Genomic DNA, 25,245 nt, shown 5'->3' with positions numbered 1-25,245 from the left:
ACATTTTGCCCTACTTATTTTTCACGATTAACACCACTCATCTCATCTTCTTCACGCATTTTACATAATTGTTCTTCACCTTGTGATTCTTCAAGCTGCTTATTCCACATTGAAGCATATAAACCTTTCTTGCGTAAAAGTTCTGTATGCGTCCCATTTTCAATAATACGACCACTTTTAAGAACTAAAATTTCATCAGCATTGATAACCGTAGAAAGACGGTGAGCAATAATCAATGTTGTGCGCCCACGTCTTACAATATCCAATGCTTGTTGAATTTCCTGCTCTGTTGCCGTATCAAGAGCTGCTGTTGCTTCATCTAGAATAAGAAGTGGGGGTGCTTTTAAAAGTGTCCGTGCAATAGCCACACGTTGCTTTTCACCACCAGATAATTTAAGACCACGCTCTCCTACCAAAGACTGAAAACCCTCCGGTAATATTTCAATAAATTTTGATATTTGTGCCATTTCAGCAGCTTTACGCATCTCTTCATCTGTAGCACTTGGGCGCCCATAGCAAATATTATAGGCAATTGTATCATTAAATAACACTGTATCTTGCGGTACCATACCGATTGCTTCACGCAAACTTTTTTGTGTAACATCACGAATATCCTGTCCGTCAATTGTTATAGATCCCGCATCAACATCATAAAACCGAAAAAGTAACCGAGAAATAGTTGTTTTACCAGCACCCGATGAACCGACAATAGCGACTGTTTTTCCTCCGGGAACTTCAAAATTAATATCTCTAAGAATCTGACGTGTTGAATCATAGGAAAACTTTACTTGATGAAAACGAATGGTTCCATCACTTATCTCTAATGGTTTGGCATCCGATTTATCAACAATCTCTTTCTGAACATCTAAAAGATCAAACATTGCTTCAATATCCGTTAAACCTTGTCGAATATCACGATAAATTGAACCAATAAAATTCAATGGAATAGAAAGTTGCATTAAAAGCGCATTAATAAAAACAAAATCTCCTAAAGTTTGTGTCTTATAAAAAACTTCATACGCTGACATCAGCATCAAGATCGTCATTCCAATCCCAAAGATAAGAGCCTGACCAAAATTAAGCCAGCTTAACGATGTCCAAATTTTTGTTGCGGCTTTTTCATAACATATCATAGAAGCATTAAACCGATCGGCTTCTAGAGTTTCATTGCCAAAATATTTAACTGTTTCAAAGTTCAAAAGAGAATCAACAGCACGAGTATTCGCCTCAGTATCTGCTGTATTCATTTTTTGCCGAATACGAATCCGCCAATCACTCGCCTTAATAGTAAATAATGTATATAATCCAACTGTTACAACGACGATGAGAAAATAATTCCACCCATAACTTATGTAAAATACAAGTGCCGTTAATATAAATTCTAAAACTGTCGGTACTGTATTGAGAATTGAAAATCTTACAATAGCTTCAATTCCTTTTGTACCACGCTCAATTACGCGAGAAAGCCCACCAGTTCGGCGTTCCAAATGAAATCGCAAAGATAACTCATGAATATGTACAAAGATTTTATAAGCCAATTGACGAACAGCATACTGCCCAACAGTGGCAAAAAGAGAATCACGTAATTGATTTAATCCAGCCTGCATAATACGTGCAATATTGTACGCTAAAACGAGCATGATGGGAATAATCCAATTGGATGGAAACTTTTCAGGAAACTGAAAGCTTGAATCAAGCACATTCATAGAATATTTAAAAAAATATGGCACAGATATGAGAATGAGCTTGGCTAAAACAAGATAAAATATTGCCCATAGCACACGCATTTTCAAATCATGCCGATCTATTGGCCACAGATATGGCCATAAATTGCAAAGTGTTTGCAAAGTCTTCCCTGTATCTGATGATACAGTTTTTATCATTTCACTGCGATTCATAAAGCTCTTACTCTAACATCCACACAAACAGCTTTCCTGTCATTATCTAGATTTATCTCTTCATGACATTTCTAATAAATCATCTCTACTCGTTGTCTGAAGTTAAACTGTTTTTTTTAAAGGAACAAGAAATAATCCATTATACAATTTATTATTTGCATCCGTATTCTCATACCACTCTGCTGCAAATAAATTTTCAACCTTTACGTACTTTTTTCGATTCTGCTTGAAACCACTTTTTCGTTTTACCAATTTCTTTAAGAGCGTCATCAAGAACTTCATCATTTTCTACTACAATCATCGATTTCTTACCCTTTTCCTTTTTTATGACTGTGCAATCATCATTGGTTTCCCAAAAAAACAAAAGCTAATTCATGTAAGTGACAACCTTTAAGACATGACATTATAATGAGATCATTAACAGTGATCTCTAAGTCATGTCCATTTGAAAGACTCCATCTAAAATTACAATATATTGATTTATCGTTATTCATATTGAATGAAAGTCTTTAATATCGTAAGGTTCTCCCATTTCAAAGCTGTTTATCTTGAATCAATCAAAACCATTTCTTTGCACATCACAAGCAGGATGAGTATGTGGCTAAAAAACCATAGAAGCAAGGAGTGAAAATAATTCTTATGAACCGTCTTAATGCAAGGGCTGCCGCAACATTGGGGGCTGGTATATAATGATGGTGCCGGCTTGCTTCTTCACAAACGTAAAGATGGAGGTGTTCAATGGCTTTATTGTTATACCATTCATGAGCGCCGCCGTGAAATAGGCTTAGGAGCATTGCGAGATGTCTCTTTAAAACAAGCCCGTAAATGTGCAAATCTAATGGCGTTCTGTTTTACATAAGGGGCATGACCCTATTAAAGAACAAAAGAAACAAAAGCGTGAAGCAATAAGCAATCTCCATTATTTAAAGGAGAATATAATGGAATTTTATATTATTATAGGTATGTTGCCTAAAATTAGTTGTCGATCTTATTACTTTCCTTTATTTATAAGAGCAATGGGTCGTGGTAATCTTAATCAAATGACACCAATTGATTCAGTTAGCAATTTTGTTATATGAAGTATTAGTTGGAGAAGCTATCTATAATCAGAATATTAGTAGCGTTCAATTATTATCTGTTTTACTTATTTGGCAAACCCTGAGTGCATCTTTTAATTTTTCTGCGCGCTATTCAATTTTTTCGTCGTCTTATTGCAGGACAGAATGCCCCTTTTTATGAGAGCTGCTAGAAGAAGAAAGTTAGAGTCATTTTATTTCCCACAGGGTTATACGCTCACCACTCTGCGGATCCTTACTATCTTTTAAAAGAATCCCCGCAGCTGCAAGCTCATCACGAATTGTATCCGCAGCTTCCCACTCTTTATTATGGATAAGCCGCATTCTTTCAGCAATCCGCTGATCAATAAATTCTGAGTCGAGAAAAGTTTTTCTTATAAATAATGGACAGTCTCTTTCCTTAATCCACTCTTGCCGTAACAATCCTAACAAATTCATCCCATTTGCAAGAGCCAACGCATTCCCCTTTTTATAAAATCTTCGCAAAAGAGTCAATGCTTTTGGAGTATTAAGATCATCACTGAGTGCATCAATTAAAGTATTATCAGTCGATTCACTATTTTCCATTTCTCTCTTTTTGCTACGGAGCAATTCATACCAATGGTACAACTCTCTGCTCGATTGCATCAAACGCTGCGTTGTCCAATTTAATGGTTCACGATAATGCGTTTGCAACATCGAAAAACGCACAGACAAACCAGCCCAATTTTGTTTCATTTTATCGGTTAAAACACCATTAAACTCAAAAAAATTATTCTCTAAAATGGAACGAATGGTTATGAAATTTCCAAAGCTTTTCGACATCTTTTTTCCTTCAACTTGTAAAAACCCATTATACATCCAAAAATTAGCCATCCGCTCCGTTCCAAAAGCTGAACAACTTTGTGCAATCTCATTTTCATGATGAGGAAAAATTAAATCAAGTCCACCGCCATGGATATCAAAAATATTAGCGGTTGGATCATCACAGATTAAACCACCGCCGTACGGTGCTAATAACTTTGCCATTGACATTGCAGAACATTCAATATGCCAACCTGGACGACCTAAAACAGGAATTCCAGCCGGAGATTCCCAACCTGGTTCTCCTTCTACCGAAGGTTTCCATAAAACAAAATCCATCTCCTCCCTTTTATAAGCAGCAACATCGATACGCGCCCCTGCCTTCATTTCATCTACAGAACGATTTGCAAATGCCCCATAATAAGGAGGTTTTTTTATACTACTTACAGAAAATAATATGTGATTTTCCGCTTTATAAGCGTACCCTTTTTCAAGCAATCTTTCAATTAAACAGCGCATCTCTTCTAAATGCTCGGTTGCGCGCGGCTGGCTAGTTGGCAATAGACAACCAAGGGCTATTGTATCGTGTTGAAACTGGGAATATGTACGTTCTGTTAATTGACGAATAGCGTCATTCAATGACAAATTTGGATACTCGCGAGCCGCTCGGGCATTAATTTTATCATCAACATCTGTAATATTACGCACATAGAGAACATGCTCATGGCCATAAACATGCCGCAATAAGCGAAATAAAATATCAAAAACAATAACAGAGCGGGCATTTCCTATATGCGCATAATCATAAACTGTCGGGCCACAAACATAAAGACGTACTCTTGTTGCATCTATTGCTGTAAAATTTTCTTTTTTACGTGTCAACGTATTATAAAATCGCAACTCTTTCATCACTGACTCCACAAATGATATTATGCGCCACTCTTTTTAGATGTATCATGCCTCAAATTATCGCATCCTACGATTTAGGCTAAAAACTTTTATCTTCTAATAAATTTTTCTTCTCCATTGTATTATTGAGGCTATATCCATCATTTATCATAATGATAATCTATTTTATTGGATAAAAGCATTTTATGAGAGAGATCTTCTCCCTCCTTGAACAAAACGAGCTTAGAAAAAATTCTATGAGCACGACAATAAAATTTAATAAATTTACATAAAAAATAGACTGTAAGAAGCTAATATTAAATTTTTTATCACAAAAAACTTTATCAGTATTTTCAATATTCCATAATGGTTTCCTTACTGTCTCCTACGCCCTACATTTTATAATCAATAATTGAAAAAATGTAACAATAACTCTATTTTTGATATCGTTCTCATGACACAATTATTTTATCTGTAAAGGATTTTATTCAAGGAAAGAAATAAAAACTATGCATTCTAGATTGATAAACATCCTTATTTTAATATTTATTGCAAGTTCAATGCCAACTTTTGCGCAACAATCCCCACCTTATGAGAAAAAATTACTCCGATTAGCGGAAATTTTGGGATCACTCCATTCTCTCCAAAATCTTTGCAAACCTCCAACAAACCAATGGTATGACTACATGAACGCCCTGATTGAAGCAGAACATCCCATTCCACAAAGACGTGCTTATTTTTATGAAGCGTTTAATGAAGCGTATCGTGCTTTCTCAGAAAATTATCCTTATTGTACACAAGCAGCAATTGAAGCCAATCAAAGATACATTGATGAAGGAAGAAATTTATCCGAAAACCTCCTCATGCGTTATAAATAATTAATCCATACAAAAAATATTTCCTTCCATTTTAGCAATATCAATGATAATCTCTTCACAAATGACAATCAACCAACTCTGAAAATAGAAAAACCTTTGCAGAATAATGCCTTGACACGCTTTCATTCTTATGAGTGGCTTTTCCCATAAAAAATCATTCTTTGGCTTCCTCCCTACTCTTAACGCTAGTTTGTAAATCATCTGGGTTTTTGTTAAACAAATTCTTCTTGATTTCCTCTTCATTTGATTCACTCAACTAAATGCACTCAAGATTTGAAAACAAGCCTACGCATATTCAATATGCACCCCAAAAATGCTTATGTGCTAAAAAAGCTTGATCCGCCTTATATTCCTACTCTAAGAGATAGTATTTTATAGCACAACAGACTAAAATCTATAAAATTTAAACTGTTTACACCAAAGTTTCTACAAATTTAACAGGCTCTCCTTGGGAAGGCGTGACAACTTCACCTTCCCACATAACACGCATACCTCGTACAATAGTTCCAACAGGCCAACCTTTAACCTTTTGCCCATCATAAGGTGTCCAACCGGCACGAGAACCAATTAAACTATTGGTAATAGTTTCTTCTCGCTTAAGATCAATAATGGTTAAATCAGCATCATATCCCACAGCAAGGCGTCCTTTACAACTTATCCCAAAAATACGACTAGGGCCATGGGAAGTAAGATCCACGAAACGCTCAAGAGATATTTTCCCTGCATTCACATGTGTCAACATAATTGCTGCTGTTGTTTGCACACCTGTTATTCCTGAAGGTGAAGAGGGATAAGACCGAAGCTTTTCTTCAAGAGTATGAGGAGCATGATCTGAGCCTAAAATATCAATAATCCCCTGCTGAACACCATACCAAAGAGCTTCACGGTGACGCAACCCACGAATAGGTGGATTCATCTGAATTAATGTACCAAACAACTTATAATCAGCATCTGTGAGAGTCAAATGATGTTGTGTCACTTCAATTGTTGCAACATCCTTATGTTTTTTTAGAAAATCAATTTCTTCTGCTGTTGAAAGATGTAAAATATGAATCCGTGCTTTTGTCTCATGTGCAATTTTTACCAAACGTTGTGTACATTTTAATGCCGTTACTTCATCACGCCAAATTGGATGTGATGATGCATCCCCCTCAATACGCAATATTTTACGCTCTTTGAGCCTCGCCTCATCTTCAGAATGAAAAGCTGCACGACGGCGCGTATTCTTCAAAATAAAGCGTATACTTTCGTCATCATCGACCAAAAGATCACCCGTAGAAGACCCCATAAAGACTTTCACTCCAGCTACACCAGGAAGTCTTTCTAATTCAGACAATTCATGCGCATTTTCACGTGTTCCTCCAACCCAAAATGCAAAATCACAATGCATTCGATGAAATCCGCGTCTTAGCTTATCGCTTAATGTTTCTTTTGATATTGTCAATGGTTTGGTATTAGGCATTTCAAAAACTGCTGTAACACCCCCTAACACAGCGGAATACGAGCCACTTTCCAAATCCTCCTTATATTCATTGCCTGGTTCACGAAAATGTACTTGACTATCAATAATACCCGGCAAAATATGAAGCCCCGTACAATCAATCACCTCACCAGCTGACGCACATGTAAGGTCACCAATTTCAGCAATGCAGCCATTTGTAACACCAATATCACGCTTACTTCTTCCATCATGATTCACAAGTGTTGCACCTTTAAAAATTGTATCAAATGTTTTAAACATAACCATGATCCTTACATATTGCTCACTTATCGATTATGTAACTTTGAGCAGAAAGGCAAGAACCATGATTGAAAAACAAAATGCCATTTGCTTTAAAAATCGTAAAATTATTCAAATTACAGGCGAAGAAGCAACAGATTTTCTGCAATCCCTAATCACAACAGATGTAAGAAAAATCCGCCCACAAGAAATTTTCCCTGGAGCCCTCTTATCTCCACAAGGCAAGGTCCTTGCTGATTTTCTGATTGGCAAAAAAGAAGATGGTTATTTGATTGATATTAGTATGCCTTTAGCCGATACGCTCCACAAGCGTCTGTTACTCTATAAACTGCGTAAAAAAATAGAAATTACACAACCATCACAAGAACTTGTGACAATTTTTTGGAATAATGAATCAGACACTTCGAATTTTAATTCAAGTTTTGTTGATAAGCGATTCCCACCAAAAGAAAAAATAATACGAATCTACGGCAAAACACCTTTTTTGACTTCAAAGTATCATAACATATGGAATCACCTGCGTATCCGTTATGCAATTGCAGAAAGCGGTCAAGATTATGAAATCGGAAAAGTCTTTCCTCATGATATTAATTACGATCAAATCAATGGACTTGCCTTCAACAAAGGGTGTTATATTGGACAAGAAGTCGTTTCACGAATGCACCATCACCGTGCAGCACGCCGTCGTATTTTGATTGTAAAAGGGCAGTGTGAATTAACCCCTCAAGCTAGCATTGAAGCGGGAACAAAAGTGCTCGGATACTTGGGAACATGTGTAGAAAATAAAGCTCTTGCTTTAATGCGCATTGATCACGTCAAAGATGCTATGGATCATAACATTCCCTTTACTGTAAAAAATATTCCTATCACCATAAGCATTGCTGAAAATATGAATTTCACCTTTCCTGAAAATACCATAGAAAACACTCATGGCTAAAGCTGAATTATTAAAAAATGGAGAAACACGTGCTTGGCAAAGAATGCTTTCTGGACGGAGACTTGATCTTCTCAACCCCTCTCCTTTGGATGTTGAAATTGAAGATATTGCTCATGGACTTGCCCGCCTAGCACGTTGGAACGGTCAAACACGAGGGGAACATGTTTATTCTGTTGCACAACATTCAATTTTAGTTGAACAAATATTTCGAAAACTTTTCCCCCAATCGCAAAGCGAGGAATGCCTTTACGCTCTTCTTCATGATGCACCGGAATATGTCATCGGAGATATAATTTCACCCTTTAAAGCTGTCATAGGAAAACAATACGAATACATCGAAAAACGTATTCAAGATGCTATCTACATGCGCTTTTCTCTTTCTGTTGATCTTTCTCAAAAACTTTTAAAAAAAATCAAACAGGCCGACTGCATCGCAGCATATTATGAAGCGATCACACTTGCTGGATTTAACACAGAAGAAGCCCTGAGCTATTTTGGTTCTCCTAATAACATTTTACCCAATAACCTCAACTTACATCCCTATTCCACACAACAAATTGAAAAAGATTTTTTAATTCGCTTTCATGACTTGGATACTCAAAGATCATATTAAGCTCCTAGCATTGTTTATTTCTTGTCATTACAACTAAATATATCACCTTTTTCCGTTCATAGCTCATGCGTATTTATACAAAAATAAGCAAACGCCTTTTTTATCAGCATTTTATAAAATTTGCATTTCTACAATTATTACTCTTAATAATTTGTAGCTTAAAAAATATCATTGAAACCAAAAATTCTCTAACACTTACTCTCAATAAAAACCTCAAAAAACTCTTACTTATTCGCTAATAATTTATAAAAGCAATAGAAAAAACATCATCCAAATTACATAAAAAATATATGAAATAATGTACACCTAATATCGAAATAACAAATATTTCCTTTTCAAACTTTTCATCTTAACCGAAAGTTTATTTTAATTTATAAACTTCAGCATCCGCTGGAAAAGCACGAGATATAACATCCTCTGCATAATTTCTGATTGCAGTTTCCATGACTTGTTCAAGGTCTCCATAGCGGCGAACAAATTTTGGCACATGAGCACCATAACCTAACATATCTTCCATAACCAATACTTGTCCATCACATTGATTGGACGCACCTATACCAATCGTAGGAATAGAAAGCTTTTTCGTAAGTTTCACTGCTAAAGGTTCGACAATCCCTTCTAAAACAACAGCAAAAGCACCTGCCTCTTCAATCGCTGCTCCATCTTCTTCAATTTTTTGCCAATCACTCTCCTTGCGTCCTTGTATTTTAAAACCACCCAAACAATTCATCGCCTGGGGTGTGAGACCAATATGTCCCATCACTGGAATGCCGCGTTTACATAAAAAATCTATTGTTTTCGCCATATAAACACCACCTTCAAGCTTAACTGCACCACACCCTGTTTGTGCAAGGATACGCGCTGCATTTAAAAAAGCTTGCTCTGGACTTTCCTCATAAGACCCAAAAGGCATATCAATAACAACAAGAGCTTTTCGAGACCCACGCACCACGGCTTTCCCATGTAAAATCATCATATCTAAATTAACAGGAAGTGTTGTTTCAAACCCATACACAACCATACCAACACTATCACCAACCAAAAGGATATCACAATATGGATCAGCAATCCGCGCAGTATAAGCTTGATAAGCTGTTAAAGAAACAATTGGCTGTTGTCCCTTTCTTGAACGTATTTCGGAAGATGTTATACGCTTGATGATTCTTTGTACACTCATTTTCTGCCCTTCTCTTGCAATATATATTGATCAATAAGTCTTACCTTACCAAAACGGACAGTAAGGAGTAAAACTGCAGGTTTATCCAATGTTCCTTTAACCATGCATAAACTTTCCATATCTCGTAAATCCACTGCTTCAATGATTGCACGCGTTTCTTGTTGTAAAATATCATGAACAGCTTTGCACAACTTATCAACCGACCGTTCACCTTCATGGTAAAGCTTTTCAGCAGCTCTTCCACTTTCAGGAATAATTTTGGCAGCTTTACGATCTTCTAATGTTAAAAACTGATTGCGGGAAGAGTATGCTACACCATCTGCTTCACGTAAAATAGGGACTCCAATAATCTCAACAGGAAACGCTAAATCTGCAACCATACGCCGAATAATTAAAATTTGTTGAAAGTCCTTTTCCCCAAAAAAAGCCTTATCAGGCTGAACAATATTAAAAAGCTTAGCAACAACACTCGTTACACCGCAAAAATGGCTCGGACGTAACTTTCCTATTAAAATACGTGATAATTTTTCCACCTCCACAATTGTATCATTTCCTAAAGGCCACATTTCTTCTACAGAAGGAGCAAAAACACATTCCACATCCACTTTTTTCAATAAAACACAATCATTCCTCAAATCTCTTGGATATTGAGCAAAATCTTCATGAGGCTCAAATTGTTTTGGATTGACAAAAATAGACACCAAAACTCGATCACACATTGCCCTTGCACACTGTACTAATGCAAGATGACCATCATGTAATGCCCCCATTGTTGGAACAAGCCCTATCGAAAAACCTAAACGCCGCTCCTCTGAAGTATATCGTCTAACTTCAGCAATTGTCTTTAAAATTTTCATTTTCCCATTCTATTCACTTAATTATTAGGTCAATAAATTAATGCCTACATACCAAATCGGTGCTTAAACAAGTGTATTAAATTTATGCGCACTGACGGCTGCTTTATGTCTCGTGGCTCCCAAACATAACGCATAAGAAAAAAGCCAGTTAATATAAAACCATTTATTATGTCACTAAAATCAGTAGGACGAGTCACTCTTTGCACAAGAAACTGTGGTAGAATGAGAAGTTTTTTTTTCCAAGGTTCTCCAGCTTCTTCACAAACAGCCCGTCCAGACCTTGGCGATACGTAATGAAGCTTTTCTTGACGACCTGTTACAGTACAACAAGATAAATCAAGACCAAAACCAAGTTCTTCAAGAAGCCTCATTTCAAAACGTACCAGTAACTCCGCATTTACAAATGGTTCATCAAAGTTCTGCATAAAAAGGTGTAAAATATCATATAAAATAGGGTGAGGATCACGCTCAGGAAGAAGTCGTAAATGAAAAGTTAACAATTGCAAAGCATAAAGTGCTTCTGGTAACCAGATTAATCGTGCTGCATGTAAGTCAAGAGGTTCAAGCCGAAAAATTCCCAAATGTTCTTCTAAACGTGCCGACCATTCAGCCTCAACAAAATTGCCAGGTTGAAGAAGAGCAACCATCCGACGCGAACGCCCCCCTTTTACCACTCCCATATAACGCCCACGTTCACGTGTCATAATTTCAAGAATAACACTTGTCTCACCATATTGGCGTGTACCAAGAATAACACCTTGTTCTTTCCATTTCATTTGATTTTAATTAATTTTAAAAATCCTATTTTAAAAAATCCAATCCCATTTCGCGATAACGTTCTGGATCGGTATCCCAATTATTGCGCACTTTCACAAAGAGAAAAAGATGAACCTTTTTCTTCATAACTTCCATGAGTTCCTTGCGTGCTGCTTGACCAATTGCCTTAATTGTATCGCCTTTTGCTCCTAAAATAATTTTCTTCTGACTCTCACGCTCGATATAAATAACTTGATTAATTTTAACGGAACCATCTGAACGCTCTTCCCAGCCTTCTGTTTCAACAGTAGAGGAATAAGGCAGTTCATCATGAAGACGAAAAAAAAGCTTTTCACGCGTAATTTCAGCGGCAAGATGACGTATGGGCATATCTGAAACCTGATCTTCCGGATAATACCACGGCCCTTCCTGCATCATCATACTGAGTGCATGAAGTAAATCCTTGCAACCAGAACCGTTCAGAGCAGAAATCATAAATGTTTGCGCAAACTTCACACGTTCATTTATTTTAGTGGTTAACATTAAAAGAGATGATTTAACAACTGTATCAATCTTATTAAGAACAAGAATTTTTTTCTGTTTCATATTGTTTGCAATATCTAAGATCATATAAACTTCATCCGAAAGACCACTTTGAGCATCAATTAAAACAAGCAGAACATCAGCACTCTTAGCACCTCCCCAAGCAGCAGATACCATGGCATGTTCCAACCGCTTATGGGGACGAAAAACACCTGGTGTATCGACCAACACAATTTGCACATTATCATGAATGACAATACCGCGGATCAAAGTGCGTGTTGTTTGTACTTTATGCGTTACAATTGAAATCTTTGTTCCAACCAATTGATTAACCAATGTCGATTTACCAGCATTAGGCATCCCAATAAGCACAACAAATCCAGAACGTGTTTTCATAATATCACTCATAATTATTTTTTCCTGCTGTTTCCCATACACCCTCTCGTCTTAAAATTTTTTCAGCTGCCATTCTTTCAGCATATCTTTTAGAACTTCCCTGCCCAATCTCTGAAGCAAACCCCTCAATACTTACCTCTACTATAAAAATAGGATCGTGATCTGGACCTGAACGCTTTATAACCTGATAACGTGGTTGTACATTTCCTTGGATATGCGCCCATTCTTGTAATTCTGTCTTGGCATCACGTCGACCCGCATCCATTTCCTTTGCCCGACTTTGCCAATATCTTTGAATAAAAGGGCGAACGCCTTCCAATCCTCCATCGAGATATATCACAGCAATCAGAGCTTCCACGACATCTGCATGCATATTAACGAGTCGACGCCCCTCGAGATTTTTCATCTCAAAACCAACATGAATCATATCCGGCAAGCTCATTTCGCGTGCGATATCAGCACATGTCTGCGCATTAACCAGATGATTCAAACGAACTGATAATTCACCTTCACTTGCTTGAGGAAAAAGCTGATACAGCATCTCTGCAATCAAAAGTCCTAAAACTCGATCACCTAAAAACTCTAGGCGTTCATAATTCCCCTGTTCCGAATCTTGTACACTCGCGTGTGTTAATGCCTTTTTTAGTCTCTCTTCATCTTTAAAACGATGCCCTGTCAGCTTGAAAAGCTGATCAATCATTAGACGTTTCATCGTTGTTTCCTTGCTTGCTAAGCGGCAAATCATGAACCGTATTTATGAAAGAAAACAAACGCTTCCACCGTACATCAAATGGCCAGCGCCAAATCTGCCAACCACTTGAACCATTACTGATAGAAAAGAAAATCAAACCTGCGCGACCAATAAGATTTTCTTCTGGAACATAGCCTACCGCTAAACGACTATCATCTGAATTATCGCGGTTATCTCCCATCACAAAATAATGTCCTTGAGGAACTTCAAAGACTTTTGTATCATCAATTTGTGGGTTAAAAGCTAAATCAAGCGTATCATAGCTAACACCATTGGGCATTGTCTCCCGATAAACTTTAACAGGGTAGTTAACTTCTGTTATATCCAAATTATCAATCTCCCCCATAAAGTGACGCGAAACAGCCTTATCATTAATATAAACAACACTTTGACGAACTTGGATACGATCACCTGGCAGCCCAACAACGCGCTTTATATAATCAATCTTCGGATCACTCGGTAAACGAAAAACGACTACATCTCCACGTTGAGGTTGAGATGCCCAAATACGTCCATAAAAAATGGGAGGAGAAAAGGGGATAGAAAAACGAGAATACCCATATGCATACTTAGAAACAAACAGATAATCCCCTACTAATAAAGTAGGACGCATTGAACCGGAAGGAATACTAAAAGGCTGAAAAAAAAATGCCCGAATAAACGTTGCCAAAAGAAAAGCCTGTATTAAAACACGAATCAATTCAATAATTCCACCTTTTTTTTCTTTTTTATGCACTTTATCTTCTAGGATCATCGCCAATTACCTTCTCATCACAGATCTAACTTTTTTTCATCATAATATTCAAATAACAAAAGTACAATCTCTCACGCTATCTCTCCACGTGGAAATGCTTCGATAATAATAAATGCCTGCGCCCAAGGAAAATCATCCGTTATGCTGAGATGAATAACTGCCTCATAATGAGGAGGTAATAACTTTTGAAGTTGCACTTGCGCACGATTTGTTAATTGCATTATTGGTTTACCAGACGGCAAATTAACTACCCCCATGTCTTTCCAATTGATACCATAAGCGATCCCAGTTCCTAAGGCTTTTGCACATGCTTCTTTAGCAGCAAATCTTTTTGCATAAGAAGAAGAACTTTTTTTGAGATTTCCGGATCTATTTCTTTCAACATCCGTAAAAATACGTTGGATAAAACGCTCACCATAACGAACCAACATTCTCTCAATACGTCGTATATCAACCAAATCATTTCCAAGACCAACAATCATAAGATATTACCCAATCTTTCTTACGAGGAACAATTCTTCAAACGCCTTTTTTTATAACCTTTTGATATCGTTTTTGTTTAAAACGAATCGTCGCTCTATAAACACCTATATAAGATAAACCACCAAAAACAACACCCAAAAGAGTTCCACCTAAAATCATAGGCCTCATAATTGTATCCCATGCGCCTTTAAAAAGAAGAGAGAAATTTGAAAATGTAAAACCATTAAACAGAGCACGAATTTGAGAAATAGAAATCTCATTTACATCGCTAAAAAACGATAAACAAAAATAGCCTACTTTATAATCAGCCATGACAATCAATAAAAATGTAAGTGGATTAGAAAAAACCGTCCCAATGATTGCGGCAGCAAAGTTTGCGCGCAAAATCCAAGAAAAAAATATTGCCAAAAAAATATGCAGCCCAAAAAAAGGAGAACAAGCTAAAAAAATGCCAATAGCAACCCCTAATGCAACTTCATGGGGCGTCGCTGATATACGCAAAATACGTTTATGTATATAACAAAATGAACGAAAAAATGAACGACGCGGCCATAACCAAAGTCGAATACGCGTTACAAAATCTATTGGTTCTCGACGACGAAAAAGCATATGACTCTCAATACACACCTTTTGATGATGAAATAATCTTTATCATCCAAATTAATCTTTTTAAGTTTTTGCACAAAAAAAAATAGAAAGACAATTAAATATTTCGACTGCCTGGTTTAATCACTGGAAGAACAGAAAGGGCTGCCGGAAGTTCATCACTAGCATAAGAAGCTATCTCATATTCAGCAAGCGCAATCAATGGAACTCCAATATTGACCTTACCACCAGAACGATCAAGAATACATGCACTTGCCAATACCTCTGCTCCTGCTGCCACAAGCGCCTCAACGGTCTCACGAATGGAAAGGCCCGTTGTCACAATATCTTCAACAATAACAATCCGTGCACCCTTCTTAATTTCAAAACGACGTAATTCAAAGACTCCATTGACACGTTCTACCCAAAGAGAAGGAACACCAAGATGACGTGAAGTCTCATATGAAGGAATAAGACCGCCAATCGCGGGACCAACAACATAATCAATCTTTCCATCGATAGATTTTTTGATTTTTTCCGCTAATTCACGACATAACTTTTCCGTCAAGCCAGCATGCATGAATACTTTTGCCTTTTGCATATAAGTCGCACTATGACGCCCTGATGTTAAAATGAAATGCCCTTCTAGAATAGCATCTGCTTGTTTAAAAATATCAATAACATCTTGTGTATTCATTGTAAAATCTTTCCTTTTTATCCATGAACCCGCCGTACTGTACTCACTGAACCTGCCTCTTTTAATTGAGAAAAAATACGATTTAAATGTTTTAAATCCCAAACTTCTAAATCCATCATAATTTCTGTAAAATCTGATGCTATACGGATAAAAGACAAATTTTGGATATTGGCATCGTTAGCAGAAATTATTTGCGTAATTTCAGCCAAAGAACCAGGGCTATTTACAACCAAAATATTCATCCGTGCAGGAAAACGTTCATTCATTTGAGCATCAATATCCCATCGAACATCAATCCATCGTTCTGGCTGATCATCATACGCCATCAAAGCTGAAGACTGTATTGGATAAATCACAATCCCAGCCCCTGGCTGCAGAATCCCAACAATCCGATCTCCAGGCACAGCTCCTTCAGGTGAAAAACGCACAGGTATATCTCCACGGGTTCCTCGAATAGGTAATGCTTTAGATTGATGATTCTCAACCGTTGCATCCTTTTCATTTTCTGGAACTTTAAAAATCATACCTTGAGCATTTTCAATATTAAACCAACCTTCTTCTCCAGGCTTAAAAGACGACTTTTGTACCACACGTTGATCTTGATAATCAGGATAAACCGCTTTAATCACATCAGCGGAAAACAGCTCACCCCGCCCAACAGCGGCCAATACATCCTCCACATCTTTACGTGCCAAACGTGATAAAACTTTCTTCAGAACATCTTTTGAAAATTGTTTTCCCATATATTCAAATGAACGCTCAAGAATCCGATACCCTAAACCCGAATATTGCTTACGTACCGCTGCACGACTTGCTCGTCGAATAGCTGAACGTGCTTTACCTGTCACAACAAGAAATTCCCACGCAGCTGGCGGAATTTGAGCGTGTGAACGAATAATATCAACCTCATCACCATTTTTTAATTTGGTCATTAAAGGCATAATACGACCATTAATTTTCACACCCACACAAGAATCACCGATGTCTGTATGGACAGCATAAGCAAAATCAATAGGCGTAGCTCCTTTAGGAAAAGCAATTAATCGACCTTTCGGCGTAAAACAAAAAACTTGGTCTTGAAAAAGCTCAAGTTTTGTATGTTCTAAAAACTCTTCTGGATTATCTCCATCAGATAAAGATTGTATCGTTTGACGCAACCATGCATAAGCATTTGTTTCGCTTGATAACTTCGAAGCCGAATAATTGGAACCGTGCTCTTTATATATGGAATGAGCAGCAACCCCATATTCAGCAATATCATCCATGGCCGCTGTTCTAATTTGTAATTCGACGCGTTGTCTCGAAGGACCTACAATTGTTGTATGAATAGAACGATAATCATTTTGCTTTGGTATCGAAATATAATCTTTAAAACGACCAGGAACCATCGGCCATGTTGTATGAATGACACCAAGAGCACGATAACAATCATTTACTGTTTCAACAATCACACGAAATCCAAAAATATCCGATAACTGTTCAAAAGATAACGCTTTACTTTCCATTTTGCGAAAGACCGAATAGGATTTTTTCTGACGGCTTTTAACATCTGCTTTAATGCCATGCTCAAAAAAAAGTTTCGTCAATTCATTTTCAATTGTAAAAAGCAAATCACGATTGTGTTTCAATAACTCAGAAAGTCGATTGGTAATCGTGCGATAACCTTCTGGATTTAAATAAAAGAAAGAGAGATCCTCTAATTCCTCGCGCATATCCTGCATACCCATGCGACCAGCAAGTGGAGCATAAATATCCATTGTCTCCTCAGCAATACGTCGACGTTTATCATCATGCATAACACCAAGAGTACGCATATTATGAAGACGGTCAGCAAGTTTAACTAAAAGAACACGAACATCATCAGAAATAGCAATAAGAAGTTTACGAAGATTTTCCGCCTGTACGGCTTTCTTTGATACAAGATCAAGCTTATTAAGTTTTGTGAGTCCTTCAACCAACTTCCCAATTTCAGATCCAAAAAGCTGATCAATTTCTGCTCGTGTAGCGCTTGTATCCTCAATTGTATCGTGCAAAAGAGCAACAGCAATCGTTGCCTCATCCAACCGCATATCTGTCAAAATAGCAGCAACCTCTAAAGGATGAGAAAAATAAAGATCACCTGAAGCACGCTTTTGATGTGCATGCTTTCTCATTGCATAATCATATGCCTTGTTTAAAAGAGCCTCATCTACGTCAGACTTGTAACGTTTAACACGCCCAACAAGCTCATACTGACGCATCATTCGAGCATATCCTTTATTTTTTCACACCTCTAATCCTTATTGAACAGGAACACTTTATTAATAAAAAACGAGAAAAATAACTGCTCCTTATACGACAAGGCACATTCACTCCTATAATATAAATCACCGCAATTAATAATCATCACTTTTTTCTGGAACAATTAAACCTTCAATACCTGCTAAAAGCTCTTCTTCTGACATATGATCAAATGAAGTTCTTTCTTCTTGCGATGATGTACTAAGAACGCTTTCAGATTCATCTAAATGGGTAATAAACTCATTTACCATTTCTGGCTCATCTATTTCCACATGCTTTTGCAACGAATGAATAAGATCTTCCTTTAAATCAGCAGGAGACAGTGTTTCTTCCGCTATTTCACGCAAAGCAACAACTGGATTTTTATCATTATCACGATCAACCGTAATTTGCGCCCCTTGTGAAATCTGACGCGCCCGATGACCTGCTAAAAGCACTAATTCAAAGCGGTTATCAACTTTATCAATACAATCTTCTACCGTTACGCGGGCCATTTATGCTTCTTTCCCAAATAAAATTCAATAGCGGATAAGAGGATTATATACAATAATCAAAATAAAACACAAGAAAAACAATACAAGCTTTAATGTTTTTTGCCTAAAGCACTTAAGTTTCAGAAAACTCTTGGAAACTTGATAAAAAATGTACACCGCATTCATGCTGGTTATCAAACCTGATCTTAAAAGCACTCCAATAGATTGGAGCCAAACAAATAAGGTATTGCTCAATAAAATATCTCTCTGGAATCTTTTTCCTTTTACAAAGGAACAGCAGCTCTTTAAAATCCTTTGCAATAACAATAGTCTTGCACAATTTTTATGATGATATCTTTATTAAAGACAGAATTTTTCTTTGAGCAACAAATGTATTGCACTCTTAACCATCGAATAAATTACTGAAAGATCGCCTCTCCTTATATAATTGTTAGCAATAAGTTTACATTACACTTTATTATAAAAACAGTTTATTTGTATTTATTATAGCTTGTTTATAAAAATATGACCCATCATATACTCCATAAAAGACTCAAACGAATAGAAAAAACGATTGACTCCTAACACCATGAATAGCCAACTAACATCGCTTTACCCAGAACCGCCTCAAAATTGCAATTTATGCCCTAGGCTTCATCAATTTATCGCCGGCTGGCGTATGAAAGAACCAAATTGGTATAACGCCCCGGTACGCCCATTCTTTCCCTATAAAGGGGCAAACACAACACGCCTTCTTATTGTTGGTCTTGCTCCTGGACTACGCGGAGCAAATCGAACTGGACGTCCATTTACTGGTGATTATGCTGGACACTTACTTTATTCTACTTTAAAAAAATTTGGTTTTGCTCAAGGAACCTTTGAAGAAAGAGCAGATGATAATCTTGAACTGATTGATGCAGCAATCGTTAACTCTGTTCGTTGTGTTCCACCAGAAAATAAACCGACCGGTACAGAAATTAATACGTGCCGCTATTTCTTTTCGCCTCTTTTAACAAATCTTCCCAAACTTAAAGCTGTGATTACCTTGGGGACCATTGCCCACCATTCAACGATACGCGCCCTTAATGCAAAAGTTTTAGCTCACCCTTTTGGACATGGAGAAGTCAATAACATCGGCAGATTACGCATCTTTTCAAGCTATCACTGTTCTCGTTATAATACGAATACTGGTCGCTTAACAGACGCTATGTTTCACCAAATTTTTCAAGCAGCAAAAACATACTTAGATCAATGCTAAAACCATTTTAGAAGAGCTATAAATAACGGATATCCAAACCGTATCTCATCATCCATATCTTTTTAAAAGCCTTGCTTTTTCACGTCCCCAATCACGTTTTTTTTCCGTTTCGCGTTTATCATGAAGCTTTTTCCCACGCGCTAGAGCAATCTCCAACTTAACGCGTCCTCGTTCATTAAAATAAAGCTTGAGAGGAACAAGTGTCATCCCCTCACGAAACGTCGCATTAAAAAAACGGGCCATTTCACGTTTTGAAATTAACAACTTACGCAAACGTCGCGGTTTATGATTAAAACGATTAGCCTGCGTATATTCAGGAATATAGCTATTTACTAACCACAATTCCCCATTTTCAAAACTAGCATAACTTTCAGCAATATTAGCCTGATTGGAACGCAAAGACTTTACTTCCGCGCCCTGAAGAACAAGACCCGCCTCAAGACTATCGAGAATTTCAAAATTAAAACGCGCTTTACGATTGTCAACAATTATTTTCCGTATGGGAGCATTCTTTTTTTTATTCATAGCTTTGTCAAAATCATTTTATGCGTTTAAAAGTCCAGCATAATGGAGAGCTGCATCAATAACCTTCTTTGTAGTCTCTGCTAATGGAACCATCGGAGAACGCACAGTATCACCACAAAATCCTAACTTTGCAGCAGCATATTTAATACCTGCTGGGCTAGGTTCAATAAACACAGCACGATTGAGAGGCATTAGGCGATCATTTAATTCTTGTGCTGTTTTATAATCTCCACGAAAACAAGCAGCTTGAAGCTCAGCACAAAGCTTGGGAGCAACATTGGAGGAAACCGAAATACACCCGACACCTCCATGTGCATTAAAACCTAACGCAGTACAATCATCACCGGAAAGCTGTACAAAATCCTTGCCACACTTTTCACGTTGTTCACTAACGCGCTCAATTCTACTCGTCGCATCCTTAACACCAACGATATTTTTAAAATCTTGATAAAGGTCTCTCATAGTTTCCACTGCCATATCGATAACAGAACGACCAGGGATATTATAAATTATAATCGGAATGGAAATAGCTTTGGCAATGGAAGAAAAATGTTTGTATAAACCAGACTGATTTGGCTTATTATAATAGGGAGTGACAACCAAAACTGCATCTGCCCCGGCCTTTTCTGCATATTGTGCAAGCTCTACAGCCTCACTTGTGCTATTTGATCCCGCGCCCGCAACAACAGGAACACGCTTTGCAACCTGCTCAACACACAATTCTATAATTCGCTTATGTTCTTCATGACTTAAAGTTGCTGATTCACCTGTTGTCCCAACAGGGCTTACACCGTTAATCCCTTGCATGATCTGCCATTCAATAAAATTACAAAATGCCTTCTCATCAATTGCACCCTTATTATCAAATGGTGTAATAAGAGCAGTTACAGCTCCCTTGAGCATGATAAACTCCCTAACAATATTCGCTTTTATTTTCTAATAACCGCCTTTATAATTTTTAAATCTTAAATAGAGCATAATCTTGCTCTATCATTCAAGCAAGATGAATTTCACAAAAGCTTCCACAATATAAGCATGTCCCTCCTTAAATTTTGCACATTTCCTTAAAACAAACAGTCTATCTTAACGCGTTTTTCATGTTTCTGTTCTATAAATTCTTAAAGTTTTCACAAAAAGCAAGGTCTTAAGGTCTTTTCTCTATGCGTGTATCTCCCGCCTCTATTTTTGTATCAACCTTTACAGCACTTATACTGGCAATAAGAATTTTATTTTCAAGTGCATATGCACAAACACCCCTCTTGCACGGGAAAACGCCAATCCCTTTGGCACGCCCTACTCCCTTTTCCATAAAAAAAGAAGCTCAAAAACCTCTTCAACAGATACACCCAACATCACACAATATTGTTACACTCCAAAAATTGAAAGCTGGGCTAGATGCACTAGCAAACAAAAATATTGCAAAAACAATAAGCCTTCGTAACTCAATGGAAACCCATAGCCTTGATCGTCATATTTTGACATGGGCGCTGGGGATATCAAACCAAGCTAATTTATCAAGTTCTGAAATATTTAATGCAATCAACACGCTAAAAGGATGGCCCGGTCAAGAAACGATGCAAGACAATGCTGAACGTGCTTTTCTTAACGAAACCAATGTCCCACATGCAATCCTCCAAAAATTTTCTCATAACCCACCACGGACAGCACAAGGCATGGCTCTCTTCGCTAAAGCACTTATCGTAACGGGACAAACCACCCGTGCCCAACATATTATTGCACCATGGTGGCATAAAACACAACTGAATGCAAAAGAAGAAATGTTCGTTCTTCAAAATGCAAGTGATGCATTAAAACCTATTGATCATTTAAAACGCATGCAATGTATGCTATACATACATCGTTTCGATTCAGCAGCGCGCGTTGCAAAACTAGCTCATGCTCAATCTCTTTTTGATGCTTTTCTGGCCGTTGAACAAAAGGATCCCAGTGCCACACAAAAATTGCAAGCTATAGAAAGGTTATGGCAAAAAGATCCTCTCTTTCAGTTTTCTCGAATGCGCCATCTTCGTCGAACAAAACAATATGATGCAGCCGCAGCACTCATGATAAAAACATCAAAAGATGCATTCCGTTTTATGAACCCTCATTCATTGTGGAAAGAACAACGCGCTCTTTCTCGTGAAATGCTCGATTTAAATAAACCAACAATTGCTTATCAACTTGTTGCAATGCACACTGGTCTGCCATCTATATTGGCAATCGATGCTGAATTTCATGCAGGATGGTATGCATTACGATTTCTTCATAACCCTAAATTAGCAATGCACCATTTTTCACGCATTCCTCAACTATCTTCTTTACCTTTTTTTGCATCACGTGGATATTACTGGATGGGACGAACAGCAGAAACGCTAGGAGAATATAAAAATGCCCAATATTACTTTCATCGCGCAGCTCATTTTGGTGCAACTTATTATGGACAATTAGCCGCTGCACGGCTCAACCAAAAAAAGCTTAAAATTTTCTTTCCAAACCCAACAAATATTGAGCGACAACATTTTAGTGCACGAAAAGCTATCAAAGCAATTCAACGTCTTGAAGCTGCCGGCTATGAAAATCTTGCTAAAGTTTTTTATAGAGAACTAGGAAAAAAAATAGAAAGCCCCGGTGAATTAGCTCTTCTTGCTGCTATGGCAGAAAAAAATGGTGATTATTATACCAGCCTCAAAATTGGAAAAATGGCTGTTATTCAGGGGAAAAATGTCGGAGCACTTTCTCATCCTCTGGGAGCTATACCAGCTTCTGCCAATATATCTGCAGAAGAAAAATCGCTTCTCTATGCCATTGCACACCAAGAAAGTGAATTTAATCTAAAAGCCATATCAAAAGCAGGCGCACAGGGTATACTCCAATTACTTCCTACAACAGCAAAAGCACTGGCAGAAAAACACTCAATCGCATGGTCTCCTAAAAAATTCTCCAATGATGCGAATTATAATGTGACATTAGGCGCCCATTTCCTTAATGAACAATTGGAACGTTTTAATGGATCCTATATACTAACGCTTATTGGCTACAATGCGGGTCCCCGTCGTGTCAATGAATGGATAAAACGTTATGGCGACCCTCGAAAGCTACCTCTCGATAAAGTCATTGATTGGATTGAGCGCATCCCTTATACAGAAACACGTAATTATGTGATACGTGTCATGGAAAATTATGGTGTCTACAAAGCAAGGCTCACTGGAAAAATAGATATAAAAACCGATCTGCTTTCTGGTCGATGAAAATAATATGCCTTAACTTCCCAATAGCATTTGAAAACATTATCGAACAGTATTTTGTATTCCTTTCTAAATAGAATCCCTAAGCATTTCCACTGGTAAGATGCAAGCAATTTTAATTGATTCAATAACCGACAATAGCATAGAGGTTATAAATATAAGAAGAATAAAACGAATAGCTCAATACTTTTACTGTCGTTCATCAGTCAATATTCAAAACTTGTCAACAGCGTATTTTGAAAGAATTTTTTCTATCATATAAGACTGAAACTCCCAAATAGCTAAAATGGGATGTATTTCTTATTTATATTATTGTTTTATTTTAATATTTATAAATCTATTTCACAATGATATATTTGAAAAGTAATTAAAAAAATCTGACACAAATAGTCCAAAAATCTGCGTCACATTAACTCCACTTAATAAAAGCCCTAGCCCTATCATCTCCTCACTTTTAATCTTGCACCAACCCTTTCATTTAGAGTATTTGGAAGAATTGTATTCACTGTTTATTAAGTTTTTTATCCATTCCCCCCCCTAATTCTGTCATAAAACAAGCGAAAAATTTTGATTACTTCAATGTCAAAAAGAGTTAGAATAAACTACAACTAAACTCTTCTTTAAAGTATAAAATAATAAATAATCATTATAAATCAATATATCATCCGAATATCTGCCCCATAAAAATCAGCTAAATATTAAAGATACTCTGATAATTTTATTTACTTTTGATGGTGGTGGCGGTGGAAAAGAACCAATGCGTTGAAGTGCCACCATAGCTAATCGATCAAGTTCTGGATCTCCGGCAGAGGCAACAACACGACTAGAAAAAATACTCCCTTGCTTATGCACCCTAAATTCTAACTTCACCGTTCCTTTAGTCCAACTGGTACGCTGTCCTACAACATAGTTTTTTTGTCTTTCTAATTGCGACTGTACCTTTGCTAACCACTCCATTAACAACATATCTTCAAGTGCTGCTGTCCTAAGACCCTGTTTGGCAGCAGATGAACGTACAACCTTTACAGATGGCAGTTTTACAATTGCCTTTGGTATCGGTATTATTTTTTTTTCAAAAAACTTATCTTCCAATTTTTGAGGAAGAGCTTCTTCTAAAGTTTCTTCTGTAAAATCATCTTTTTCTACAGTATGAAAAGACTCTTCAGTATGCTGGTGCTCTTCTGGTTGAACTTCATCCACTGTTTCCAATATCTCCGGCTCTTGCTCTGCAAAATCTGGCTGCAAAAGTTCTGCTTCTGTGCTGACATTTGCTAAATCTGGATCACAATCCTGATTCGACGAATCCATACCAACATCTAAATATAGAGCCTCTTGGGCAAGAGGGAGCATAACCGTCGAAGAGAGCCCACCATTACTTACACCGGAATTTTGAAAATAAAACTGTATTCCCAATGCTATATGCAAAAAAAGAGCACCAATAAATGCACCAATCCAAAGAATTAATAACCGCCTGGTATTTGCAAAGCCCATAGTTTCTTCCGCCAATATTCTAAGTGCAATGTGCAATATTTTGGTATTCTATCTTATTAGAACAGGCAATTCTAAAATTGCAACTTTTTTCTTGACTGATTTTATCATGTTTAATATGGTTTCTCTGTGATTTTAGTTTTTAAATCATTTCCGCTTGGTT

22 protein-coding genes and 3 pseudogenes are annotated in these 25,245 nt (G+C 37.2%); 7 read left to right on the top strand and 18 right to left on the bottom strand.

All coding sequences use genetic code 11. From position 1 onward, the window contains the following. Window positions 1–14: 14 nt before the first annotated feature. The gene (locus GGR08_RS01670) at window positions 15–1,898 is read right to left on the bottom strand and encodes an ABCB family ABC transporter ATP-binding protein/permease (protein WP_183193685.1); all 1,884 of its coding nucleotides are present in this window, start codon (window positions 1,896–1,898) and stop codon (window positions 15–17) included. 102 nt (window positions 1,899–2,000) lie between these two features. Next, window positions 2,001–2,367, bottom strand: a pseudogene (locus tag GGR08_RS01665) (YetF domain-containing protein); the annotation flags it as partial. Between the two features lie 161 nt (window positions 2,368–2,528). Here GGR08_RS01665 and GGR08_RS01660 point away from each other — a divergent pair. Next, window positions 2,529–2,848: pseudogene (locus GGR08_RS01660) on the top strand (Arm DNA-binding domain-containing protein); the annotation flags it as partial. Then, window positions 2,842–3,123 (top strand): annotated as a pseudogene (locus GGR08_RS08110) (DUF421 domain-containing protein); the annotation flags it as partial. The pseudogenes GGR08_RS01660 and GGR08_RS08110, both read left to right, overlap by 7 nt. A gap of 40 nt (window positions 3,124–3,163) precedes the next feature. On the opposite strand, the gene cysS reads toward GGR08_RS08110, so the two are convergent. Next, complete coding sequence (gene cysS / locus GGR08_RS01655; protein ID WP_183193684.1) at window positions 3,164–4,666, bottom strand: cysteine--tRNA ligase; 1,503 nt, start codon at window positions 4,664–4,666, stop codon at window positions 3,164–3,166. Between the two features lie 488 nt (window positions 4,667–5,154). Here cysS and GGR08_RS01650 point away from each other — a divergent pair, with 488 nt between their 5' ends. Next, a complete protein-coding gene (locus tag GGR08_RS01650) occupies window positions 5,155–5,523 on the top strand; it encodes a TIGR02301 family protein (protein ID WP_183193683.1) in 369 nt (122 codons plus the stop codon). 412 nt (window positions 5,524–5,935) lie between these two features. On the opposite strand, the gene GGR08_RS01645 is transcribed toward GGR08_RS01650, so the two are convergent. Then, window positions 5,936–7,264 (bottom strand): dihydroorotase, encoded by a 1,329-nt coding sequence (locus GGR08_RS01645; protein ID WP_183193682.1) that lies wholly within the window; start codon window positions 7,262–7,264, stop codon window positions 5,936–5,938. A 64-nt stretch (window positions 7,265–7,328) separates the two neighbouring features. Here GGR08_RS01645 and ygfZ point away from each other — a divergent pair, with 64 nt between their 5' ends. Next, complete coding sequence (ygfZ, locus tag GGR08_RS01640; RefSeq protein WP_183193681.1) at window positions 7,329–8,201, top strand: CAF17-like 4Fe-4S cluster assembly/insertion protein YgfZ; 873 nt, start codon at window positions 7,329–7,331, stop codon at window positions 8,199–8,201. Further along, window positions 8,194–8,814 (top strand): YfbR-like 5'-deoxynucleotidase, encoded by a 621-nt coding sequence (locus GGR08_RS01635; protein ID WP_183193680.1) that lies wholly within the window; start codon window positions 8,194–8,196, stop codon window positions 8,812–8,814. The genes ygfZ and GGR08_RS01635 overlap by 8 nt, the downstream gene beginning before the upstream one ends. Window positions 8,815–9,175: 361 nt before the next feature. Here the strand turns inward: GGR08_RS01635 and panB are convergent, their stop codons facing one another. The 11 genes from panB to rpoZ all read right to left on the bottom strand — a co-directional run bounded on the left by panB (window position 9,176) and on the right by rpoZ (window position 18,587). After that, complete coding sequence (gene panB / locus GGR08_RS01630; RefSeq protein WP_183193679.1) at window positions 9,176–9,991, bottom strand: 3-methyl-2-oxobutanoate hydroxymethyltransferase; 816 nt, start codon at window positions 9,989–9,991, stop codon at window positions 9,176–9,178. After that, window positions 9,988–10,848 carry a pantoate--beta-alanine ligase gene (panC, locus tag GGR08_RS01625; protein WP_183193678.1) on the bottom strand — a complete coding sequence of 287 codons (861 nt, stop codon included), beginning with the start codon at window positions 10,846–10,848 and terminating at the stop codon, window positions 9,988–9,990. The genes panB and panC overlap by 4 nt, the downstream gene beginning before the upstream one ends. A 44-nt stretch (window positions 10,849–10,892) precedes the next feature. Then, window positions 10,893–11,624: a DNA repair protein RecO gene (gene recO, locus GGR08_RS01620; protein ID WP_183193677.1), complete on the bottom strand. Its 732-nt coding sequence runs from the start codon at window positions 11,622–11,624 to the stop codon at window positions 10,893–10,895. A 25-nt stretch (window positions 11,625–11,649) separates the two neighbouring features. Beyond that, a complete protein-coding gene (gene era / locus GGR08_RS01615) occupies window positions 11,650–12,555 on the bottom strand; it encodes a GTPase Era (protein ID WP_183193676.1) in 906 nt (301 codons plus the stop codon). Next, on the bottom strand, window positions 12,548–13,255 hold the full coding sequence (gene rnc / locus GGR08_RS01610) for a ribonuclease III (RefSeq protein ID WP_183193675.1): 708 nt from the start codon (window positions 13,253–13,255) through the stop codon (window positions 12,548–12,550). Before rnc ends, era begins: the two co-directional genes overlap by 8 nt. Further along, the gene (gene lepB / locus GGR08_RS01605) at window positions 13,236–14,048 is read right to left on the bottom strand and encodes a signal peptidase I (protein ID WP_183193674.1); all 813 of its coding nucleotides are present in this window, start codon (window positions 14,046–14,048) and stop codon (window positions 13,236–13,238) included. Before lepB ends, rnc begins: the two co-directional genes overlap by 20 nt. Before the next feature lie 71 nt (window positions 14,049–14,119). Next, window positions 14,120–14,530, bottom strand: a complete 411-nt coding sequence (gene acpS / locus GGR08_RS01600; protein WP_183193673.1) for a holo-ACP synthase — start codon at window positions 14,528–14,530, stop codon at window positions 14,120–14,122. A 37-nt stretch (window positions 14,531–14,567) separates the two neighbouring features. After that, a complete protein-coding gene (locus tag GGR08_RS01595) occupies window positions 14,568–15,140 on the bottom strand; it encodes a DUF2062 domain-containing protein (RefSeq protein WP_183193672.1) in 573 nt (190 codons plus the stop codon). A 94-nt stretch (window positions 15,141–15,234) separates the two neighbouring features. Further along, the gene (gene pyrE, locus GGR08_RS01590) at window positions 15,235–15,813 is read right to left on the bottom strand and encodes an orotate phosphoribosyltransferase (protein ID WP_183193671.1); all 579 of its coding nucleotides are present in this window, start codon (window positions 15,811–15,813) and stop codon (window positions 15,235–15,237) included. A 17-nt stretch (window positions 15,814–15,830) separates the two neighbouring features. Next, window positions 15,831–18,056, bottom strand: coding sequence for a RelA/SpoT family protein (locus GGR08_RS01585; RefSeq protein WP_183193670.1), 2,226 nt, complete (start codon window positions 18,054–18,056; stop codon window positions 15,831–15,833). 132 nt (window positions 18,057–18,188) lie between these two features. Beyond that, window positions 18,189–18,587 (bottom strand): DNA-directed RNA polymerase subunit omega, encoded by a 399-nt coding sequence (rpoZ, locus tag GGR08_RS01580; RefSeq protein ID WP_183193669.1) that lies wholly within the window; start codon window positions 18,585–18,587, stop codon window positions 18,189–18,191. Between the two features lie 568 nt (window positions 18,588–19,155). On the opposite strand from rpoZ, the gene GGR08_RS01575 reads away from it, so the two are divergent. Beyond that, window positions 19,156–19,824, top strand: a complete 669-nt coding sequence (locus tag GGR08_RS01575) for a uracil-DNA glycosylase (RefSeq protein ID WP_183193777.1) — start codon at window positions 19,156–19,158, stop codon at window positions 19,822–19,824. A gap of 48 nt (window positions 19,825–19,872) precedes the next feature. On the opposite strand, the gene smpB is transcribed toward GGR08_RS01575, so the two are convergent. Together smpB and dapA are read right to left on the bottom strand one after the other, a co-directional pair. Further along, window positions 19,873–20,349: an SsrA-binding protein SmpB gene (gene smpB / locus GGR08_RS01570; protein ID WP_183193668.1), complete on the bottom strand. Its 477-nt coding sequence runs from the start codon at window positions 20,347–20,349 to the stop codon at window positions 19,873–19,875. A gap of 18 nt (window positions 20,350–20,367) precedes the next feature. Then, entirely contained in the window at window positions 20,368–21,252 is an 885-nt protein-coding gene (gene dapA, locus GGR08_RS01565) for a 4-hydroxy-tetrahydrodipicolinate synthase (protein WP_183193667.1), read from the bottom strand. 257 nt (window positions 21,253–21,509) lie between these two features. On the opposite strand from dapA, the gene GGR08_RS01560 reads away from it, so the two are divergent. Continuing rightward, the gene (locus GGR08_RS01560; RefSeq protein WP_183193666.1) at window positions 21,510–23,597 is read left to right on the top strand and encodes a lytic transglycosylase domain-containing protein; all 2,088 of its coding nucleotides are present in this window, start codon (window positions 21,510–21,512) and stop codon (window positions 23,595–23,597) included. 684 nt (window positions 23,598–24,281) lie between these two features. On the opposite strand, the gene GGR08_RS01555 is transcribed toward GGR08_RS01560, so the two are convergent. After that, window positions 24,282–25,085, bottom strand: a complete 804-nt coding sequence (locus tag GGR08_RS01555; RefSeq protein WP_183193665.1) for an energy transducer TonB family protein — start codon at window positions 25,083–25,085, stop codon at window positions 24,282–24,284. Window positions 25,086–25,245 lie beyond the last annotated feature (160 nt).

This window comes from Bartonella fuyuanensis (genome assembly GCF_014197255.1).
GTDB lineage: Bacteria > Pseudomonadota > Alphaproteobacteria > Rhizobiales > Rhizobiaceae > Bartonella > Bartonella fuyuanensis.
Note: the sequence above shows the minus strand (reverse complement) of the source record. Positions and strands in the feature narration are given on the sequence as shown.